Origin of the sequence: Kribbella sp. NPDC051620 (assembly GCF_044453825.1) — a bacterium.
In the GTDB taxonomy this organism is placed as follows: Bacteria; Actinomycetota; Actinomycetes; order Propionibacteriales; family Kribbellaceae; genus Kribbella.
The window spans coordinates 1,072,213-1,089,546 of the sequence record NZ_JBITDB010000003.1 but is presented as its reverse complement, the minus strand read 5'-3'; the positions used below and the strand labels follow the sequence as shown (position 1 = coordinate 1,089,546).

Annotated in this window: 18 protein-coding genes; 8 read left to right on the top strand and 10 right to left on the bottom strand. The window is 68.5% G+C overall.

The features are described 5' to 3' along the window. Positions 1–17: 17 nt before the first annotated feature. Entirely contained in the window at positions 18–1,085 is a 1,068-nt protein-coding gene (locus ACIA12_RS18070) for a YhcG family protein (RefSeq protein ID WP_396368125.1), read from the bottom strand. Between the two features lie 59 nt (positions 1,086–1,144). On the opposite strand from ACIA12_RS18070, the gene ACIA12_RS18065 reads away from it, so the two are divergent. Next, positions 1,145–2,017 carry an alpha/beta fold hydrolase gene (locus ACIA12_RS18065; protein ID WP_396368124.1) on the top strand — a complete coding sequence of 291 codons (873 nt, stop codon included), beginning with the start codon at positions 1,145–1,147 and terminating at the stop codon, positions 2,015–2,017. On the opposite strand, the gene ACIA12_RS18060 is transcribed toward ACIA12_RS18065, so the two are convergent. Together ACIA12_RS18060 and ACIA12_RS18055 are read right to left on the bottom strand one after the other, a co-directional pair. Then, positions 2,002–2,787 carry an SDR family NAD(P)-dependent oxidoreductase gene (locus ACIA12_RS18060; protein ID WP_396368123.1) on the bottom strand — a complete coding sequence of 262 codons (786 nt, stop codon included), beginning with the start codon at positions 2,785–2,787 and terminating at the stop codon, positions 2,002–2,004. The two genes, ACIA12_RS18065 and ACIA12_RS18060, sit on opposite strands and share 16 nt — an antisense overlap. Further along, entirely contained in the window at positions 2,788–3,465 is a 678-nt protein-coding gene (locus ACIA12_RS18055) for a TIGR03089 family protein (protein WP_396368122.1), read from the bottom strand. A 63-nt stretch (positions 3,466–3,528) separates the two neighbouring features. Between ACIA12_RS18055 and ACIA12_RS18050 the strand changes: the two genes are divergently transcribed. Further along, positions 3,529–3,732, top strand: coding sequence for a twin-arginine translocase TatA/TatE family subunit (locus tag ACIA12_RS18050; RefSeq protein ID WP_396368121.1), 204 nt, complete (start codon positions 3,529–3,531; stop codon positions 3,730–3,732). Positions 3,733–3,748: 16 nt separating this feature from the next. Here ACIA12_RS18050 and ACIA12_RS18045 read toward each other — a convergent pair whose 3' ends face one another. Continuing rightward, entirely contained in the window at positions 3,749–4,663 is a 915-nt protein-coding gene (locus ACIA12_RS18045; protein ID WP_396368120.1) for a LysR family transcriptional regulator, read from the bottom strand. A 70-nt stretch (positions 4,664–4,733) separates the two neighbouring features. Between ACIA12_RS18045 and ACIA12_RS18040 the strand changes: the two genes are divergently transcribed. Genes ACIA12_RS18040 through ACIA12_RS18030 form a run of 3 tightly spaced genes read left to right on the top strand, consistent with a single transcriptional unit; the run spans position 4,734 to position 8,027 of the window. Next, positions 4,734–5,567, top strand: coding sequence for an SDR family NAD(P)-dependent oxidoreductase (locus tag ACIA12_RS18040; RefSeq protein WP_396368119.1), 834 nt, complete (start codon positions 4,734–4,736; stop codon positions 5,565–5,567). A 43-nt stretch (positions 5,568–5,610) separates the two neighbouring features. Continuing rightward, positions 5,611–6,948, top strand: coding sequence for a hemolysin family protein (locus tag ACIA12_RS18035; protein ID WP_396368118.1), 1,338 nt, complete (start codon positions 5,611–5,613; stop codon positions 6,946–6,948). Continuing rightward, positions 6,945–8,027 carry a hemolysin family protein gene (locus ACIA12_RS18030; RefSeq protein ID WP_396368117.1) on the top strand — a complete coding sequence of 361 codons (1,083 nt, stop codon included), beginning with the start codon at positions 6,945–6,947 and terminating at the stop codon, positions 8,025–8,027. The genes ACIA12_RS18035 and ACIA12_RS18030 overlap by 4 nt, the downstream gene beginning before the upstream one ends. Here ACIA12_RS18030 and ACIA12_RS18025 read toward each other — a convergent pair. The 3 genes from ACIA12_RS18025 to ACIA12_RS18015 form a co-directional block, all read right to left on the bottom strand. After that, positions 8,024–9,934, bottom strand: a complete 1,911-nt coding sequence (locus tag ACIA12_RS18025; RefSeq protein ID WP_396368116.1) for a sensor histidine kinase — start codon at positions 9,932–9,934, stop codon at positions 8,024–8,026. The two genes, ACIA12_RS18030 and ACIA12_RS18025, sit on opposite strands and share 4 nt — an antisense overlap. A gap of 60 nt (positions 9,935–9,994) precedes the next feature. Continuing rightward, the gene (locus tag ACIA12_RS18020) at positions 9,995–10,690 is read right to left on the bottom strand and encodes a response regulator transcription factor (protein ID WP_396368114.1); all 696 of its coding nucleotides are present in this window, start codon (positions 10,688–10,690) and stop codon (positions 9,995–9,997) included. Positions 10,691–10,767: 77 nt separating this feature from the next. Continuing rightward, positions 10,768–11,964, bottom strand: a complete 1,197-nt coding sequence (locus ACIA12_RS18015; RefSeq protein ID WP_396368301.1) for an ABC transporter permease — start codon at positions 11,962–11,964, stop codon at positions 10,768–10,770. Positions 11,965–12,031: 67 nt separating this feature from the next. On the opposite strand from ACIA12_RS18015, the gene ACIA12_RS18010 reads away from it, so the two are divergent. Continuing rightward, the gene (locus ACIA12_RS18010; protein ID WP_396368112.1) at positions 12,032–12,289 is read left to right on the top strand and encodes a hypothetical protein; all 258 of its coding nucleotides are present in this window, start codon (positions 12,032–12,034) and stop codon (positions 12,287–12,289) included. Positions 12,290–12,466: 177 nt separating this feature from the next. Here the strand turns inward: ACIA12_RS18010 and ACIA12_RS18005 are convergent, their stop codons facing one another. The 3 genes from ACIA12_RS18005 to ACIA12_RS17995 are packed head-to-tail and all read right to left on the bottom strand — an operon-like array spanning position 12,467 to position 14,918. Continuing rightward, positions 12,467–13,135 (bottom strand): ABC transporter ATP-binding protein, encoded by a 669-nt coding sequence (locus ACIA12_RS18005; RefSeq protein WP_396368111.1) that lies wholly within the window; start codon positions 13,133–13,135, stop codon positions 12,467–12,469. Beyond that, on the bottom strand, positions 13,132–14,301 hold the full coding sequence (locus ACIA12_RS18000) for a peptidoglycan-binding protein (protein WP_396368110.1): 1,170 nt from the start codon (positions 14,299–14,301) through the stop codon (positions 13,132–13,134). The genes ACIA12_RS18005 and ACIA12_RS18000 overlap by 4 nt, the downstream gene beginning before the upstream one ends. After that, positions 14,298–14,918, bottom strand: a complete 621-nt coding sequence (locus tag ACIA12_RS17995; RefSeq protein WP_396368109.1) for a hypothetical protein — start codon at positions 14,916–14,918, stop codon at positions 14,298–14,300. The genes ACIA12_RS18000 and ACIA12_RS17995 overlap by 4 nt, the downstream gene beginning before the upstream one ends. A 128-nt stretch (positions 14,919–15,046) precedes the next feature. Here ACIA12_RS17995 and ACIA12_RS17990 point away from each other — a divergent pair, with 128 nt between their 5' ends. Continuing rightward, positions 15,047–16,159, top strand: coding sequence for an NAD(+)/NADH kinase (locus ACIA12_RS17990; RefSeq protein WP_396368108.1), 1,113 nt, complete (start codon positions 15,047–15,049; stop codon positions 16,157–16,159). Positions 16,160–16,184: 25 nt separating this feature from the next. Next, on the top strand, positions 16,185–17,282 hold the full coding sequence (locus ACIA12_RS17985; RefSeq protein WP_396368107.1) for a mannose-1-phosphate guanylyltransferase: 1,098 nt from the start codon (positions 16,185–16,187) through the stop codon (positions 17,280–17,282). Positions 17,283–17,334 lie beyond the last annotated feature (52 nt).

Here is a 17,334-nt window from a genome sequence, read left to right as displayed (position 1 = left end):
ATATATCCCGCCGTGGTTCACAGCCGGTCGCCTAACTCCGCTTCCAGTAGTTCGATGCTGGGTAGGGCGGACTCGAACTCGGCGGGGAGGGACTTGTTGATCGCGCTTGTCCACTCGGCCACTCCGATCGGTGCCTTGAAGCCGCGCAGGGCGTACTCGGCTACGACCTCGTTCTTGTTCTTGCACAGGAGGAGGCCGATCGTTGGTTTGTCGCCTTCCTTCGTGAGGATGTCGTCGACGACTGCCGTGTAGAGGCCGAGTTGTCCGAGGAAGGCCGCGTTGAAAGGTACTGCCTTCAGTTCGACCACGACGTAGCAGCGCAGGTGCAGGTGGTAGAAGAGCAGGTCGCAGAAGAACTCGTCACCGGCCAGCTCGAGGCGCACCTGCCGGCCGACGAAGGCGAAGCCCTGGCCGAGTTCGAGCAGGAACTTCCCGACGTGCTCGACGAGCTTGTCCTCCAGTTCGCGCTCGCGCCATCCATCGGTCGAGCCGAGGAAGTCGAACAGATACGGATCCTTGGTCGCCTCCTGGGCGAGATCGGATCGCTCGGCCTCGATCGCCGTCGCGAAGTTGGAGACCGCCTTGCCGGATCGCCGGTGGAAACCACCTTCGATCTGGAGGGCGAGCACGGCACGACTCCAACCGCGCTCAACTGCTGCCGCGGCGTAGAACAGCCGTAGCGGGGGCTCGTCAAGTTTGTCGAGCAGCAGCATCTGATGGCCCCACGGCAATTGTGCAACAGGCTGCTGCACAATTGCCGGCTCTGTCCAAGCAGCTGCGAAAGCGCGCATGTACTTGAGGTTTCGGGGCGAGTAGCCCTTGGCGCCCGGGAAGCGGGACTTCAGGTCGGCGGACAGGCGGTCGATGACTCGGGTGCCCCAGCCTTCGGATTCCTGGCGGTTCAGGATCTCCGAGCCGATGGCCCAGTAGCTGCTCAGTGCTTCGGTGTTCGCGGCCGAGACGGCTCGGCGGTGACCGGTGGTGATGTGGCTGGTGACGCGGTCGAGCAGATCCGGGTACCAGTCCGGAAGGATCGAACGGGCCGGGGTACTGGGGAAGCGGGGAACGGCATCGTCATTGGGCATGGTGACCAGGATCTGATGAACGGGCGGCGCGACACGAAGGCCTTTGTGGGGCAGTTTGGATGCCCCGTGAAGGCCCGTTTCAGGAGCTCTGTGCGCCGCTGGTGGGGTTGGATGGGGGGATGGCCAATCCGGAGACATTTGAGGTTGTTCGAGCCGATGGGGCGGTGCTTCGGTACTGCTTGTATGGGCCGGAGGGTGGGTATCCGGTGGTCTCGCACAACGGGACGCCCAGTAGTCGGTGGAAGTGGCCGGCGTTGGTGGAGTCGATGGGGCGGAGCGGGTTCAGGCATCTGGTTTATGACCGGCCTGGATACGGCGGGTCTACGCGGCGGGCCGGGCGGACCGTCGTTGATGCGGTCGAGGATGTTCGGGCGTTGGTGGATGCGCAGGGGTGGGAGCGGTTTGCGGTCAGTGGTGGGTCGGGTGGGGCGCCGCATGCATTGGCCTGTGCGGCGTTGCTGGGCGATCGGATCAGCGCATGTGTGGTGATCTCTGGCGTGAAGCCGGCGGAGGAGGGCACGGCTGCGCCGGAGGAGGCCAAGTTGCGGGAGCAGGTTGCTGCGGTGGCGGCGGAGATCATGGGAGGGATCGAGGAAGGGGCGCCGGAGTTGCCTGGTGGGCCGGGGCCGGCGGCGCGGGATGATCCGGAGGCGATGGCGCGGCTGCGGGTGACGTTCACCGACAGTACGGACGGCTGGGTGGACGACAGTGTCGCGCTCGCGCGGCCGTGGGGATTCGAGCTGTCAAAGATCAAGGTGCCGGTGGGGCTTTGGCGTGGGACGAGCGACGCCAACATCCCCTCGGAAGACGCCGACTACCTCCTCGAACACATCCCGGGAGTACAGGGTCATGTCTTCACGGGCGGGCACCTGCCCGCGCCGGCCGTGTACGAGGAGATCTACGACTGGCTGAAAGGTCAGGTTGCCGGGTAGTCCTTGCGGAAGGGGCCGGTGGGGGTCAGGTCCAGGAGGCCGGGGCCGGTGAGGACGCCGCCTTCTACAGGGAGGGTGTGGCCGGTGATCCACGAGGCGTCGGACGAGGCCAGGAAGGCTACGGCGGCGGCGATGTCTTCGGGGACGCCTACCCGGCCGAGCGGGTAGAGGGCTTTGAACTTCTCCAGGGTGTCCGGCTGGTTGTCCCAGTTCGGGGTGTTGACGGTGCCGGGGGCGACGACGTTGAAGCGGACGCCCATGCTGCCGTAGCGGGCGGCGAAGTTCTGGCTCATCGCGATCTGCCCGGCCTTGGCGGCGGCGTACTCGATGTTGCCGAACGCAGCGACCCCGTTCACCGAGCTGATCGTCACCACATTGCCGCGCGTCTTCACCAGGTGCGGCAGCGACGCCTGGATGCAGCGCGCGGCGCCGACCAAGGTGAGGTCGAGCTGCCGGTGCCACTCGGAGTCGCTCGTGTCCTCGGGGACAGTACTGACGATGCATCCGCCCGCATTGTTGACCAGTACGTCGAGCCGCCCGAACCGCTCGACAGCCGCCGCGACGGCCGCGTCGACCTCCTCGCGCACGGTCACATCAAGCCGGACAGCAAGCGCGTTGCCGAGCTCCGCGGCGAGCGCCTTGACCTTGTCCTCCTGCAGATCGGTGACCACCACCGACCCACCCTCAGCCGCGATCCGCCGTGCAACCGCCGCACCGATTCCCTGCGCCCCCGCCGTGACGAGCGCGACCTTGCCTTCGAAACGCTCCATCTAGAACTCCTCCAGAACGCGGTCGACCTTCTCGTCCGAGATCCGCCGGTCGAGCTTGGCGGGGTCGAGGTTGCGGCAGAGCACGATCGAGCCGCCGCCGGCGATCACGCCGACCAGCGTCTCGATGCCGGCCGGCGCGACCAGGGAGGTCGTGGTGAGCACCCGGTCGGAGATCGGTTCCGCCGCGGCGATCAGTTCGTCGTGGGTCTTCTCGTCGTACGCCGTACTGCCACCGCTCGGCGGATCGAACGGCACGAAAAGGTCCGGATGGTTGTAGACCTCGGCCCCGTAGTCGTGGATCCCCGCCGGCAACGGCTCGCGGAACCGTCCGCCGAGCGGCAGCAGCGCCGACGCGACTGTCTCGCGGGACCCGCGGATGGCGAAATCGGGCCCGGTGATGGCGAGCGTACCGACGCCGGTGGTGACGGCCGCGCCGACCGACCAGGTCGACAGCGCCCAGACGACGCCGAGCCAGTGCTGCGGCAGGCCGATCGCGACGGTCTCGCCGGCCTCCAGGTCGTACTCGTCGGCGAGCAGGTTGGCCGTTTTCGCCACCCAGTTCGCGGTGGTGACCGCGCTGAGCTCGATCCGCTCGCCGGTGACGTCGTCGTAGTAGGTCAGGAACGGGTTGGCGCCATCCCGTCGTACCGCGGCGCCGAACAGCTCAGGAAGGGTCACAGGATGAACCCTACGTTCGGGCCGAAGTACCTTGGTACGGGACACCTGGAAAGAAGGATCGTCATGGCTTCACTGCTGGCGCTGCCCGAGGGCGGCGAGTGGATCGTGCTGCTCGTCATCGTCGTGCTCATCTTCGGCGCGAACAAACTCCCCGACCTGACCCGCAACGCGGCCAAGGCCCTGGTCGAGTTCCGCAAACTCTCCGCCAAGCCGGACCATCCCGAGGACAGGCCCCAAACCACACAAGAACAAAAACCACAGCTCTGACAGCCGCTGGTACTACCTACCGAGCCTGGGCGGTCTCTTGGGCTGCGGTTCGGAGGGCGTTGGCTACTGCTTTGGTGGGGTCGGGGAGGTTTCCGGGCAGGTGGGCCAGCAGGATTCGGCGGAGTTCTCGAGGGCCGCCTCGGACGGATACGACCCGGACGCCTGGTGGGGCGGCTTGTTCGTGGGAGGTCGAGATGGTGGTGATGCCGGCGCCGGCGGCGACCAGGTGAAGTTTGGCCAGCCAGTCCCGGGCGATGTGAGCTATCTCGGGTCGCTCGTCCAGCCCCGGCCAGACGCCCATCTGGTCCGCGGAGGGACCGGCGATCCAGCGCTGGCCCCGGAGGTCCGCGACGTCGACGGAGTCAGCAGAAGCCAGCGGGTGGTTGGCCGGTACTGCGAGGCGCAACGGCCGCTCGGCCAGCGTTTCCAGCTTCAGCGCGGGCGTCTCGCTGTCCGGCGGGCGGAAGGGTGGCGCAGCCGCCAGCAGCGCCAGATCCACAGTGCCCGCACGGAGCGAGCGCACCAAGGAAGGCGTCGTCCCCTCCCGGGTGACCAGGTTGATCCCTGGGTGCGTTCGCCGCAGCGCACTGATGGCCAAGGGCAACAACAGGGCGCCTGCGCCTGGGAACCACCCCAGCCGGACGGTCCCGCCCTCGACCGGCAACCCGGCGAGATCCCGGGCGGTCGCGTCGATCTGGTCGAGGACGCCGGCCGCGCTCCGCAGTACCAGCTGGCCGGCAGCCGTCAGCCGGACGCCTTCACGCCGCCGCTCGAGAAGCTGCGTCTGCGCGGCACGTTCGATCGACGCGATCTGGCGGGAGACGGCCGACTGCGTGTAGCCGAGCGCGGTCGCCGCGGCCGTGAAGGTGCCGCGCTCGGCGACCTCGCGGAAGACCCGCAGCGCGACCAGGGAGACATCGGAGAAGTCCATGACGTTTACGCATAGTACCTGTGCCGAAGTCTCGTTTGAGTCATGCAACAGCCGTTCCTAACCTGGCGACATGAGACCGCAGAGAATCGCCCTCGTCACCGGGGCCAACCAAGGGATCGGCTTCGCTTTGGTCGAAGGACTGGCCGCCCGCCTCGAAGCCACCGACCTCGTCCTGCTGACCGGCCGCAACCCCGAGCGGGTCGCCGCAGCGTCCGAGCGACTCAACGGCACGGCACAAGTCGAAGGCCGGGTCCTCGACGTCACGGACGCGAAGGCAGTCGCGGACCTGGCGGCCGAGTTGCAGGCGCAGTACGGCGGAGTCGACATCGTCATCTCCAACGCGATCGGCCCGCTGAGCCCGGACCGCACCCAGGCCGAGCAGGCCGACCAGTTCATCGCAGTCGCCAACGGCGGCACAGCCGCCGTACTGCGTTCGTTCGCCCCGGTACTGCGCCCAGCCGGTCGCCTGATCGTCGTCGCCAGCTCACTCGGCACCCTCGACAACCTGGACGCCAAGGTCCAGCCCCTCTTCGAAGACGGCCGCACCTTGGACCAGATCGAGCAGGCCGTCGAGGACTGGCGCCAGTCCATCCATGCCGGCACCCATGCGGACCAAGGCTGGCCGGATTGGATCAACATCCCGTCCAAGGTCGCGCAGGTGGCCGCGGTCCGGGCGGTCGCCGCGACCCGGCGTACCGAAGACCTTGCCAACGGCACCCTGATCGCCTCGGTCTGTCCCGGCCTGGTGGACACCCGAGCGTCCCGCCCGTGGTTCGACGACTTCAGCCAGGCCCGCAGCCCCGACGAGGCAGTCCAGCCCATCCTCGACCTGATCCTCACCGACCACGTCGACCCATCCACGTACGGCGAACTCATCCGCGATGGCAAAGTCCTGCCCTACTGACCCCGCGGTGGGTTGGGAGCCGGAGTTCTCGTAAAGTCACTGCATGTTGATCGTGATCGGCCTGGTGCTGATCCTGGCGTTGACCGCTGCCACCGGGTACTTCGTGGCCCAGGAGTTCTCCTACGTCGCGGTGGACCGCAACCGGCTGCAGAGCCTGGCTGACGGAGGTAACGCCGCCGCGGCCCGGGCGCTGAAGGTGACATCCCGGCTATCCTTCGTACTGTCCGGCGCACAGGTCGGCATCACCGTCACCGCGCTGCTGGCCGGCTATGTCGCCCAGCCCTACCTGGGCGCCGGTCTGGAGGACCTGCTCGGTACTGCGGGCCTGCCGGCCGGCGTCAGCCTGACCATCTCCGTCATCCTGGCGTTGCTGCTGGCAACCATCATCCAGATGGTGTTCGGCGAGCTGGCCCCGAAGAACCTGGCGATCGCCCGGGCCGAGGCGATCGCGCTGCGGCTGTCCCGGTCGACGCTGATCTACCTGACCGTGGCCGGCCCGTTGATCCACGTCTTCGACGCCACCTCGAACCGGATCCTGCGCCGGGTCGGGATCGAACCGGTCGAAGAGCTCCCGCAAGGCGCTACCGCCCAGGATCTGGACCGGATCATCGCGACGTCGTACGAGCAGGGCCTGCTGGACGAGGACACGATGCGGCTGCTCGATCGCGGACTCGACTTCCGGTACCGCAACGCCGACGAGGTGATGACGCCGCGCGTCGACGTGATCACCGTGCACCGGGACGAGCCGCTGACCCGGGTGGTCGAGCTGCTCGACACCGGGCACAGCCGGTTCCCGGTGATCGGCGAGTCGGTCGACGAGGTGGTCGGGGTGATCGCGATCGGCGACGTGGTGGAGATCGAGCCGGCCCAGCGGGCACGCTTCATGGCGGTCTCGCTGGCCTCGCCGCCGGTCGTCGTACCGTCCACTTTGCCGCTGCCCGCAGTACTGCAGGCCCTTCGTACCGCCCATCGGCAGCTCGCGATCGTGGTCGACGAGTTCGGCGGGTTCGCCGGAGTGCTGACGTTGGAGGACATCGCCGAGGAGCTGGTCGGCGAGATCCGCGACGAGGACGATCTGCCGGAGCCCGAGCTGATGTCGAACCAAGATGGGTCGTGGACGTTGCCCGCGCGCTGGCGGATCGATCAGGTGGCCGAGGCGATCGGGATTCAGCTGCCCGAGGACGACGACTACGACACCGTGTCGGGGTTGATCATGGCTCGGCTCGGCCGGATTCCCGTGGTGGAGGACGAGTTGGTGGTGGAGCTGCCTCGGCGCTTCGACCATGACGGGCGGCCGGTGCCGATCGAGTTGGTCCGGCTTCGCGTTCAGACCGTACTTCGGCACGTGCCGGGCATCGTCGTACTGGAGCGTCTCTCGTGAGTACTACGGTCGCGCTGCTGATCTCTTTGTTGCTGCTGATCCTCAATGGGTTCTTCGTGTCGGCGGAGTTCTCGCTGGTCGCGTCGAAGCGGCATCGACTGGAACAGGCGGCCGCGTCGGGTTCGCGGGCGGCACGGGCGGCGATCGCTGGAGTGAGCGAGCTGTCGTTGATGCTCGCGGGCGCTCAGCTCGGGATCACGCTGTGCACGCTGGGGCTCGGATCGTTGTCGGAGCCGGCGGTGGCGGACTTGCTGCATCCGCTGTTCGAGCTGGTCGGGATACCGGAGGAAGCCGGGCACGTGATCGCGCTGATCATCGCGGTCGGCGGGATCGGTCTGTTGCATGTGCTGCTTGGTGAGATGGCGCCGAAGTCCTGGGCGATCAGCGATCCCGAGCGGTCGGCCTTGCTGCTGGCGCTGCCGTTCCGGGGTTTCACGTACCTGGTACGCCCGTTGCTGATCGTCCTGAACTGGATGGCGAACCTCTGCCTCCGAGTGCTGAAGGTGACCCCGCAGAACGAGTTGGCCAACGCCCACGGCCCCGACGAACTCCGCCTGCTGATCGAGTCCTCCCGCGAACACGGCACCCTCGAGGCCCCCGAACACGACCTCCTCACCGCGATGCTCGCCTTGCAGAACATCACCGTCGCCCAGGTGATGACCCCCACCGCGTCGGTGTCGACGGTTCCCGCGTCGGCAGGCGCGCGTGAAGTCGAACTCACCAGCCGGCGCGAGGGCCACTCGCGGCTGGCGGTCGTAACCCCCGGTACCACCGCAGTCTGCGGCATAGTCCACGTGAGCGACGCCGCCCGGGCAACCACTCGCGGCGGCACCACCCTCCAAGCCTCCCAGCTGATGACCGAGCCGCTGCGCCTGCCGGCCGCCACCCCGGTTGCTGCCGCGATCCGCCTGATGCGGGAGAAGCGCTCGCAACTGGCCGTCGTCCAGGAAGGCGATGTTCCCCTGGGTGTGGTCGCCCTCGAAGACCTCCTGGAGGAGGTCATCGGCGAATTCGACGACGAAACCGACCCGATCATCACGGCGGCCCGCCGCCCCACCCCACCCCCGGCAGGCAGCTAGCGGGCGGCGGTGATGCGCTCCGCGGCTGGAGGGTGGAGTGGTAGTCGGAGGGTGAAGGTGGAGCCTTTGTCGAGGGTGCTGGTTGCGGTGGCTGTGCCGCCGTGGGCTTCGATCAGGCTGCGGACGATCGGCAGGCCGAGGCCGCTGCCGCCGGTGTGGCGGTTGCGGGACTGCTCGGCGCGCCAGAACCGGTCGAACACCTTCGGCAGATCCTCCGCGGCGATCCCCGCACCGGTGTCGACCACATCAATGACAACCTGATCGCCCTCGCCCCGGCCACCGCCCCGGCCGTCAACTCCGCCGTCGGTCCGGCGCTCGATTCGGCCTTCTATCCGGACGGTGCCGCCGGCGGGGGTGTAGCGGAGGGCGTTGGCGAGGAGGTTGCCGACGGCTTGGCGCAGGCGTACCGGGTCGGCTTCGAGTTCGATGTCGCCGATGGTTGCCGAGGACAACGTGATGCCGGCGTGCTCGGCCTGGCTGCGGAACGTACCGGCGACCTGGTCGAGCAGCAGGCCGAGGTAGACCCGCTCTGGGTGGATGCGCAGGTTGCCGGCGTCGGCGGTGGCGAGGTCGCGCAGGTCGTCGAGAATGTGTTGCAGCAGCGCGGCCTCCTCGCTGAGTGAGGCGATGAAGGTCGCGTCAGGCTTGGCCACGCCGTCCTCGACGGCCTCCAGCCAGCCGCGGATGTTGCTCAGCGGCGTCCGCAACTCGTGCGCGATGTCGCTGACCATTGCCCTGCGCAACGATTCGGTCCGGGCCCGGGCGTCGGCCAGCTCGTTGAACGCAAGCGAGAGCTGGCCGATCTCGTCGAAGCCCCGGACCTTCACCCGGACGTTCTCGTCGCCGCTGGTCATCTGCCGCGACGCCTTGGTGAGCGCCCGCAGCGGTTGGACCAGCCGGATTCCACCGACGGCCGCGATCAGCACGGTGATACCGAGGATCGCAGCGGCGACCCCGGCGATGCGCTTCTGGTTCGCGGGGGACAGATCGAACTCCGCTGATGCCTCGCTGTGCGTGCTGACGAACAGGAGGGCGGGCGGAGCGACGTACGGGGTGAGCAGAGCGCGCCGCGAGACGGTCATACAGGCCTCGACGGCGGCGGGGTCGGGCAGCGGGGGCGCCGCGGAGGATTTGACGGACGGCCGCTCGCCGGGCCTGCTGGCGGGGCCGGGCTGCAACTGGCTGGTGGTGACACCGAAGTACGGTGTCCAGCTCAGGTCGACCTGGAGTTTGATCGGCGTGGTCGGCCCGCGTTTGGCCAGGCAGGCGTTGACCCGGCTCTGCAGGTTTGAGTACGCCTTGGCCTGCTGGCTGTCGATCTCGTCGAGCGCGGTCGACGGGCACTGATCCAGCGCGTACTGCGACGCGCCCTCGATCCGCGGCCGACCGGTCGGGTCGTAGGTGATCTTGCCGAGCCCACCCGAGTTGTCCTGTACGCAGCTGAGAACCCTTGTCGCCACGTCGTCGAGCCTCGACTTCGCGGCGTCGGAGAGCCTGAACGGGCCGACCACCCGGGAATCGATCTGCCCGGTCGCGTCGGTCGGCGTACCGCCGAGGCCGGTGCTGAGGTCGAGGGGCCAGACGACCGCGGACGGGGTCTGGGTGGCCGGGACCGGCTGGCCGGAGATGAGCTGGCGGTCACGGGTGGTGAGGCTGATCTGCCGGCCGGTGTCCAGCGCCAGCTTGGAGATCTCCTTGCCGATGCCGGACCAGGTGCGATGGGTTGCGGCGAACCCGACCAGGGTGTTGTAGATCTTGGCGTCGTCGGCGAGGGCCTGGCCCTGTTGCTGCTGGATGGCGACCGTCGTACTGCGAGCCGCCAGCCAGGCGGTCGCCGCGATCGAGCAGAGCGCGATCAGGACGGCGCCGGCCAGCAGCCGGACGAGCAAGCTCCGCCGGGCGGTCATCGCGGGCCGATCCGTCGGACTGTCATCGCGGGCCGATCCGCCGGGTGCTGATCAGCGGTCTCATCCGTCGGTCAGCTTGTAGCCGACGCCGTAGACGGTCAGCAGGCGGATCGGCTTGCGGGGGTCGGGCTCGATCTTCTTGCGCAGGTTGAGCACGTGCGTGTCGATCGTGCGGGTGGTGATGTATTGGTCGATGCCATGCAGTCGCTCGAGGAGCTGGGCTCTGGTGAAGACCCGGTGCGGACGGGCGGCCATCGTGGCGATCAGGCGGAACTCGCCGGGCGTACAGGTGACTTTGGTGCCGTCGGCAAACAGTTCGTGGCGTTCGGGGTCGACGGCGACGCCACCTACCCGGAGCATGGTGTCCGGCTCGGTGGCTGGTGATGGTCTGCCGTTGCTTCGTCTCAGCAGGGTGCGTACCCGGGCGGCCAGTTCGCGCGGGCTGAAGGGTTTGGTCATGTAGTCGTCGGCGCCGAGGTCGAGGCCGAGCAGCATGTCGTCCTCCTCGGTACGGGCGGTGAGCATCAGGACGGGGATGTCGGACTCGCGGCGCAGGATCCGGCAGACATCGAGGCCGTCGACGCCGGGGAGCATCACGTCCAGTACGAGCAGATCGGGCCGCCGGCGGCGGACCTCCTCGAGCGCGGAGCGGCCGTCGTGGACGACGGTGACCTCGTGGTTCTCGCGTTCGAGGTAGCGCCGGACGAGCTCGGCCTGCTTCTCGTCGTCCTCGGCAAGCACGACCTGGGCACACATGGCTTCGACTATAGGTCGGGTGGTCGTCGCTCCAGGTGATGTCTGGCCGGCCGGGACAAGTTCCTGACATTTGGTACTCAATCTGAGGCCAGGGCTTCTGTTGGAGTGAGCAACGATGCCCGGATTGCTGGGTAGACGCCGGCTAGGACGCCGACGGTGATGGACGCGGCCAGGCCGGCCAGCACGGCGGCCGGTGGGATGACGATGGGCCAGCCTTGCGCATCGGCGTACCCGATCACGCCGAGGACGCCGAGGATGGCGCCCATCAGGCCGCCGATCGTGCAGAGGACGATCGACTCGGTGAGGAACTGGCCGCGGATCTGGCGGCGGTTGGCGCCGAGGGCGCGGCGGAGGCCGATCTCGCGGCGGCGTTCGAGGACCGAGATGACCATCGTGTTGGCGACGCCGATGCCGCCGACCAGCAGGGCGACGCCGGCCAGGCCGAGGAACAGGGTGGAGAACGCGTTCTGGGTGATGCGTTTGGCGGCGAGCGCTTCGGAGGGGCGGCTGACCTGGACCATGCCGGGTTGCTCGGGGCTGAGGGTGCGGCCGAGTACGGCGCGGACGTCCTCGACTGCTGTGTCGGTGGAGCGAACGTAGACGACGGATGGTCGGCCGTCGAAGCCGAGGGTCGTCTTGGCCGCGTCCCAGCCGATCAGGACGGACTGCTCGACGTCTGCGGCGAGGGGGGTGGTCGAGAGGATGCCGATGACGCTGAACCAGGTGTCGTTGAGCAAGATCCGGGGTGCCGGTTGACCGGCAGGCAGGTCGGTGATGCCGAGCCAGGTGGCGGCTTTGGCGCCGAGCACGACGGTCGGGAACTGGTCGGTTGCCTGAGACAAAAACTTGCCTCGGTAAACCTTCGCCCCCAACAGGTCGAGCAGGTTCGGCGTCCCGGCGAGCACGGTGATCCCGCTGCTGTTGGTGGTCCCGTCGATCTTGTCCGACCGCCGCACGCTCGCATGCACATTGGCCACCCCACTGACCTCCCGCACCGGCCCGATCCGCTCGGCCATCCCCACCGCCTCAACCGGCAACCCCGCCGCCTGACCCGGCTCACTCGAGTCCGGCACAGCCGCGGCCCGCAACAAATCCGGCCCCAACGTCGACAACTCCTCCACCACAGCCCGCTGACTGGACGCCGGAATCCCCGTCACCACGACCATCGTCGCAATCCCAATAGAAATCCCCAGTGCCGAAAGCGCGGCCCGCATCGGCCGCGTCCGCACCCGGGTCAGCCCAAGCAAGAGCAGATCGCTAGGAGCCAGCCGCACAGGCTGGGTCAAGCCGCCCCCACCGGAACGTGAGCGACCCAAGCGCCGGCGGAGCCAGCCACCGCCAGTGCGATGTGCTGGGCGGGCGCCGCTGCCGCTCGGCTGGCTTGCCGCCACGCCGCTCGTCTCCGCCCGACGCAGCCGGGCGACGTCCTCGGCGGATAGTTCGCTGGCGCTGGCGCTGGCGCTGGCGCTGGCGCTTGTGCCGGTGTCGGGCACTGCTCCTGCTCTCGCGTCGGGTGGGTGGCTCGGCGCTTCGCTCTCCTCCTTCGTCACCGTCCGACGCAGCCCGCCGCCGGCGGCGGCATGCCCGGAGCCGGGATGACTTGCTCCATCCCCTTCCATCCCTGCCCGGCTCGACCCGGCGCCGTCGTTGCCGGGTGGCTGGCTGGGGCCGGGGTGGGGTACTGCTCCTGCTTTCGCCTGGGGTGGGCGGGGTAGTGGCTCGACCGGGTCCTCGCCGTTCTTCCCCGGTCGGCGGAGCCGGGTGGCTTGGGGTGGGTCATTTGTCTCCTACTAGGTGGCCGTCGCGCATTGCTAGTTGGCGGGGGAGGTGGGCGGCTATTTCTTGGTCGTGGGTGATGACGGCGATGGTGGTGCCGGTGGAGTGGAGTTGGTGGAGGAGGTCCAGGACTGCGTGGCCGTTGGTGGTGTCGAGGGCTCCGGTGGGTTCGTCGGCCAGGACTATGGCGGGGGAGTTGACCAGGGCTCGGGCGATGGCTACGCGTTGGCGTTCGCCGCCGGAGAGTTGGTGGGGGTGGTGGTCGGCTCGGTGGGAGAGGCCGACTTTGGCGAGGGCTTCGAGGGCCAGGGGCTTGCGGGTGCGGCGGGGCGTACCGGCGTACAGGAGGCCGGTGGCGACGTTCTCGGTGGCGGTGTGGCCGTCGGAGAGGTGGAACTGCTGGAAGACGAAGCCGATCGAGCGGCCGCGGAGGGCGGAGAGTTCGCGGTCGGAGAGGCCGGCGACGTCGTGGCCGGAGATCGCGACCGTACCGGCCGTCGGGCGGTCGAGCGTGCCCATCAGGTTGAGCAGGGTGGATTTGCCGGAGCCGGACGGTCCGACGATCGCGACCAGCTCACCTGGTTCGATCCGCAGCGAGACGTCGTCGAGCGCGCGGACGCCACCCGGGTACTCCTTGACCGCATGGGTCAGTTCGACGACCGCAGTCATGAGGTGGTCACCACCTTCTGGCCGGCCCGCAGTCCAGCGCCGGTGATCTCGACGTTGCCATCGGCAAACATCCCTGTCTTCACACCGATCAGCGCGGTCGTAGTACCGGTGACAACCTGTACTGCGTAACCGCCCTCCCGCAACGCAAGCAACGCGGCAACCGGTACTACGAGCACGCCCTTCCGCGACGCCCCCGGCACCGTGACCGTCACCGGACCCGAATCGACCCCGGCGCTCGCGGCCTGGTGGTCGAGCGTGATCAGCGCCGTCACCTGCGCCTTCTTGCCACCGTCGGCCGGATTGCCGTCGCTGGGCGGCGGTGTCGCGTCAGTGCCGACGCTGCGAATCGTGCCGATCGTCGCCTTACCGTTCGGCAGCGCGAGCTTCACCTTCGCGCCGACGCTGATGCCCTGCGTGGAATCGGCGTCGACCGGCAGCGTGACCACCTTGTCGGTTGCGGTCACGCCGAGAATCTCCGCCGTCGCAGGATCACCGAGCGCCGCCTTGATCGAGTCGACGCGGACGGCGCCGGGGAGGACGGCAACACTGGCCGGATCGATCACCCCCGTCTCGTCCAGCTCGAGCGACTTCTGCCACTTCTTGATCGCGTTGGTGGTTGCTGAGGTCAACTTGTCGGTCGTTGTCTGAGGCAAGAACCCGAGCGCGGTCAGGTTCTCCTTCACCACCCGCACATCCGGCCCCTCGATCGGCTTGTCCGCACCCTTGGCCGGGGGCGCGGTGGGCGGCGTCGACGGCGAGTCGGGCGGGGCCGAGGGTGGGCTGCTAGGCGCGCCGGCCGGCGGAGTCGTCTTGCCGATCGTTCGGAACAGCGGCGTACCGCCGTAGAACAGCAGCGCCGGCTTGTTGTCGACCCGGAACAGCACGTCGCCCTGCTCCAACGTCGCGCCCGGCTTCGGCAGCCAGGTGATCGTCCCCTCCGCATGGCTTTTGACCGTATGGCTGACGCCGTACCCGAGCTGCCCACCCAGATCCTTCGCCTGCGACAGATCGGTACGCACGATCTCCACCGTCTGCGCGGGATCAGGCCCGTCCGACGCCACCGCCTTCTCCGGCCTGTCGACGATCCGGAACCCCACCACTCCCGCCCCGGTCACAACAACAGCACCGATGACCAACGCGATCACCCGGCGAGAACGCTTGCTCACTTGCCGGCCACCTCGCGCTGGCACTCCGGCATCAGATCCATGCCCTTGGTGATCGACTGCATGTCGTTCTGCGGTCCGCCGAGCGCCGGCCCGACGATGCCCGACGAGGTGTCGGTGGACAGTTCGACGTACTTGACGCCCTTGTCCCTGAGGCACTGCACGACCTTGCGGCCGAAATCGAGCGCGTCAGGATTGTTCGCGTCGATCTCCCAGGCTGGCAGCGGCAGCTTCGGCTCGCAGACCTTGCCCGCGTTCTTGGCCTTCTTCGGGTCGGTGGTCGGGCCACTGCCGAGTACGCCCGGCTCCTGGCCGCGCTTGGAGGTGTCGATGCCGTTGTCCTTCAGGCAGGACAGGTACGGCGCGTACAACCGTTTGCGGTCGGCATCGGTCATGTCGATCCGCTCCCGCGGCCGGCCGGCATCCGGGTCCTTCGGCGTCGCCTTGCCAGTCGTCTTGCCGGCCGTTTTGCCGGCCGGCGGGGTGGTCAGGGTGGCGATCTCCGGGGCCTTGGCGGCGTCATGGATCTGCGCCTGGCTGTCCGCCTTCGAGGACGAGCAGCCGGTCGCCACGACGGCGAGCAGGACCAGCGGGGCCCACTTGAGGAGTTTGGTGGTCATACCGGCCACGGTGCCTGCCGAATGTCAGGGAAATGTCGGCTGACGGTGGTGATCCGGTCCGCACGACATACGGTGGTCGACAGCGTCGTACAGGCGCCAGGCAGTCGTCGTACCGGAGGAGTCGCACAGTGCCCGTCAGCCGTCTCGGCCTTGTCGTCCACCAAGCACGCCCGCTCGCCGTCCAGGCCGCCGGGGTGGTCCGTGAGTGGTGCAAGAAGAACGACATCGGCTGCACCGACATCGACGTCTGGAAGGACCACGAGCACCGTCGCGGCGGGATGGCGGAGATGCAGCACGCAGGCAACCCCGACCTGGTCGTCACCCTGGGCGGCGACGGTACGTTCCTGCGCGGCGCCCGGATCGCCGCCAAGAACGGTGCCGCCGTACTGGGCGTAGACCTCGGCAAAGTCGGCTTCCTCACGGAGGTGGCCTGCAGTGACGTCGAGGAGGCGCTAGAGGCGGTCCACCACGACCAGGCGACCATCGAGGAGCGCATGACGCTCACCATGCGCGCATCCCGGCCCCTGGAGATCCCGAGCGGCATGGAGGCCCTACTGCGGTACGGGCACGGCCCGTCGCTACCCCCTCCCGCCGTACGCGAGGAGAGCCCGGGAGCCGACGGGTGGGGCGTGGCACTCGACGTGACGGCGCTGAACGACGTAGTAGTCGAGAAGCTCTCCCGCGACCACCAAGTGAGCGTCGGCGTCTACCTGTCCGGCCGCCTGCTCGCGTCGTACTCCGCAGACGCCCTCATCGTGGCCACCCCGACCGGCAGCACGGCGTACAGCTTCGCCGCCGGCGGCCCGATCCTGTCGCCGAACATGGAAGCAGTCGTCTTCACCCCCGTCGCCCCGCACATGACCTTCAACCGCACGGTCGTAGCCGCCCCCGACGAACCAGTGGGCCTCCGAGTCCTCCCACACTCCGGCCAGGCCGCAGTAAGCATCGACGGCCAACTACGCGGCGTACTGGACCCAGGCGACTGGATAGGCGTCTACGGCTCAGTCCGCCGCCTACGCCTGGTCCGCCTCCGCCCCACCGACTTCTACGGCCGCCTCCGCGACCGCTTCCGCCTCACCGACGCCCCCGCCACCGGCATAGACGGCGACCCAGACCCCTTCTTCCGCCCCAGCAGCCCAGCACCCCCGGACATGGCCCACCTACGCCTGCCCCTAGCCCCTGACGCGCGCCCCGAGAACCCGGCCTGCGAAGTAGAGCCCGCCACGGAGCCGGTGGAGTAGTCCCAGCCCGGTAGGCTCCCTCCCCATGCGAAACGTGGTGATCCTGGCCGGCGGCTCGGGGACGAGGCTGTGGCCGCTGTCCCGGGCGGACAAACCCAAGCAGGTGCTGCCCCTGGCAGCAGGCAACTCCCTGCTACGAGTGGCCTACAACCGGCTGACGGGTCTGGTCGATCCGGCCAACATCTATGTCTGCACGGTGGCAGCGCACACCGACCTGGTCCGCGAGGAGCTGCCGGAGCTCGGTGAACACAACATCATCGGCGAGCCGGTCGGCCGGGACACGGCCAACGCGGTCGGCCTGGCGTCGGCCGTGGTCGCCCGCAACGACCCGGACGCCGTCTTGGCGATCGTCGGATCGGACCACCTGATCACGCCCGAGGACGAGTTCCGCGCCGCGATCGAGGCCGGGTTCGAGGTGGTGGAACAGCGGCCCCGATCGCTGGTGACGTTCGGGATCGAGCCGACCCATCCCCACACGGGACTCGGCTACGTGGAGCGCGGGGACGCGATCGAGGGCACACCGGCGTACGCGGTGGACCGGTTCCGGGAGAAGCCGGACCGCGCGACGGCCGAGGAGTACCTGGCCACCGGCCGGTTCTGGTGGAACTCCGGAATGTTCGTCTGGCGCGCCGAGACGGTGCTGGACCTGCTCGACAAGCTGCTGCCGGAGTCGGCCGCGCAGCTCCGCCAGGTCGCCTCCGTCTGGGACACCCCGGAGCGCGACGCGACGCTGGCCGAGATCTACCCGACGCTGCGCAAGATCAGCATCGACTACGCCATGCTCGAGCCTGCTTCACAGGGCAAGGTCGACGCGGACGTCGTCGTCCTCCCGATGCCGGTGCACTGGCTCGATGTCGGCTCCTGGGCCGCGCTCGCCGGTACGTACGAGGTCGATGCCGATGGCAACCGGCACGAGCCGTCGGCGCTCAGCTGCCTGCTCGACTCGCACGACAACGTGATCGTCACCGACGACCCGGACCACCTGATCGCGGCGGTCGGGCTGAGCGGGCACATCATCGTGCACACCAGGGACGTCACCCTGGTCTGCCCGCTGGCCGACGGCGAACGGATCAAGGATCTGGTCGCGATCGTCCAGTCCGACCACGCCGACCGCTACGTCTGAACCCGGCACAGCAAGAAGCCCCGGACCTCAGGTCCGGGGCTTCTCGACGTGT

What these genes read in the sequence shown, in the direction of transcription:
- ACIA12_RS18070 (WP_396368125.1), bottom strand. Translation starts at nt 1,085, where the DNA reads ATGCCCAATGACGATGCCGTTCCCCGCTTCCCCAGTACCCCGGCCCGT.
- ACIA12_RS18045 (WP_396368120.1), bottom strand. Translation starts at nt 4,663, where the DNA reads ATGGACTTCTCCGATGTCTCCCTGGTCGCGCTGCGGGTCTTCCGCGAG.
- ACIA12_RS18005 (WP_396368111.1), bottom strand. Translation starts at nt 13,135, where the DNA reads ATGACTGCGGTCGTCGAACTGACCCATGCGGTCAAGGAGTACCCGGGT.
- ACIA12_RS17985 (WP_396368107.1), top strand. Translation starts at nt 16,185, where the DNA reads ATGCGAAACGTGGTGATCCTGGCCGGCGGCTCGGGGACGAGGCTGTGG.
- ACIA12_RS18065 (WP_396368124.1), top strand. Translation starts at nt 1,145, where the DNA reads ATGCCCCGTGAAGGCCCGTTTCAGGAGCTCTGTGCGCCGCTGGTGGGG.
- ACIA12_RS18020 (WP_396368114.1), bottom strand. Translation starts at nt 10,690, where the DNA reads ATGTGTGCCCAGGTCGTGCTTGCCGAGGACGACGAGAAGCAGGCCGAG.
- ACIA12_RS18060 (WP_396368123.1), bottom strand. Translation starts at nt 2,787, where the DNA reads ATGGAGCGTTTCGAAGGCAAGGTCGCGCTCGTCACGGCGGGGGCGCAG.
- ACIA12_RS18035 (WP_396368118.1), top strand. Translation starts at nt 5,611, where the DNA reads ATGTTGATCGTGATCGGCCTGGTGCTGATCCTGGCGTTGACCGCTGCC.
- ACIA12_RS17995 (WP_396368109.1), bottom strand. Translation starts at nt 14,918, where the DNA reads ATGACCACCAAACTCCTCAAGTGGGCCCCGCTGGTCCTGCTCGCCGTC.
- ACIA12_RS18025 (WP_396368116.1), bottom strand. Translation starts at nt 9,934, where the DNA reads ATGACCGCCCGGCGGAGCTTGCTCGTCCGGCTGCTGGCCGGCGCCGTC.
- ACIA12_RS18050 (WP_396368121.1), top strand. Translation starts at nt 3,529, where the DNA reads ATGGCTTCACTGCTGGCGCTGCCCGAGGGCGGCGAGTGGATCGTGCTG.
- ACIA12_RS18040 (WP_396368119.1), top strand. Translation starts at nt 4,734, where the DNA reads ATGAGACCGCAGAGAATCGCCCTCGTCACCGGGGCCAACCAAGGGATC.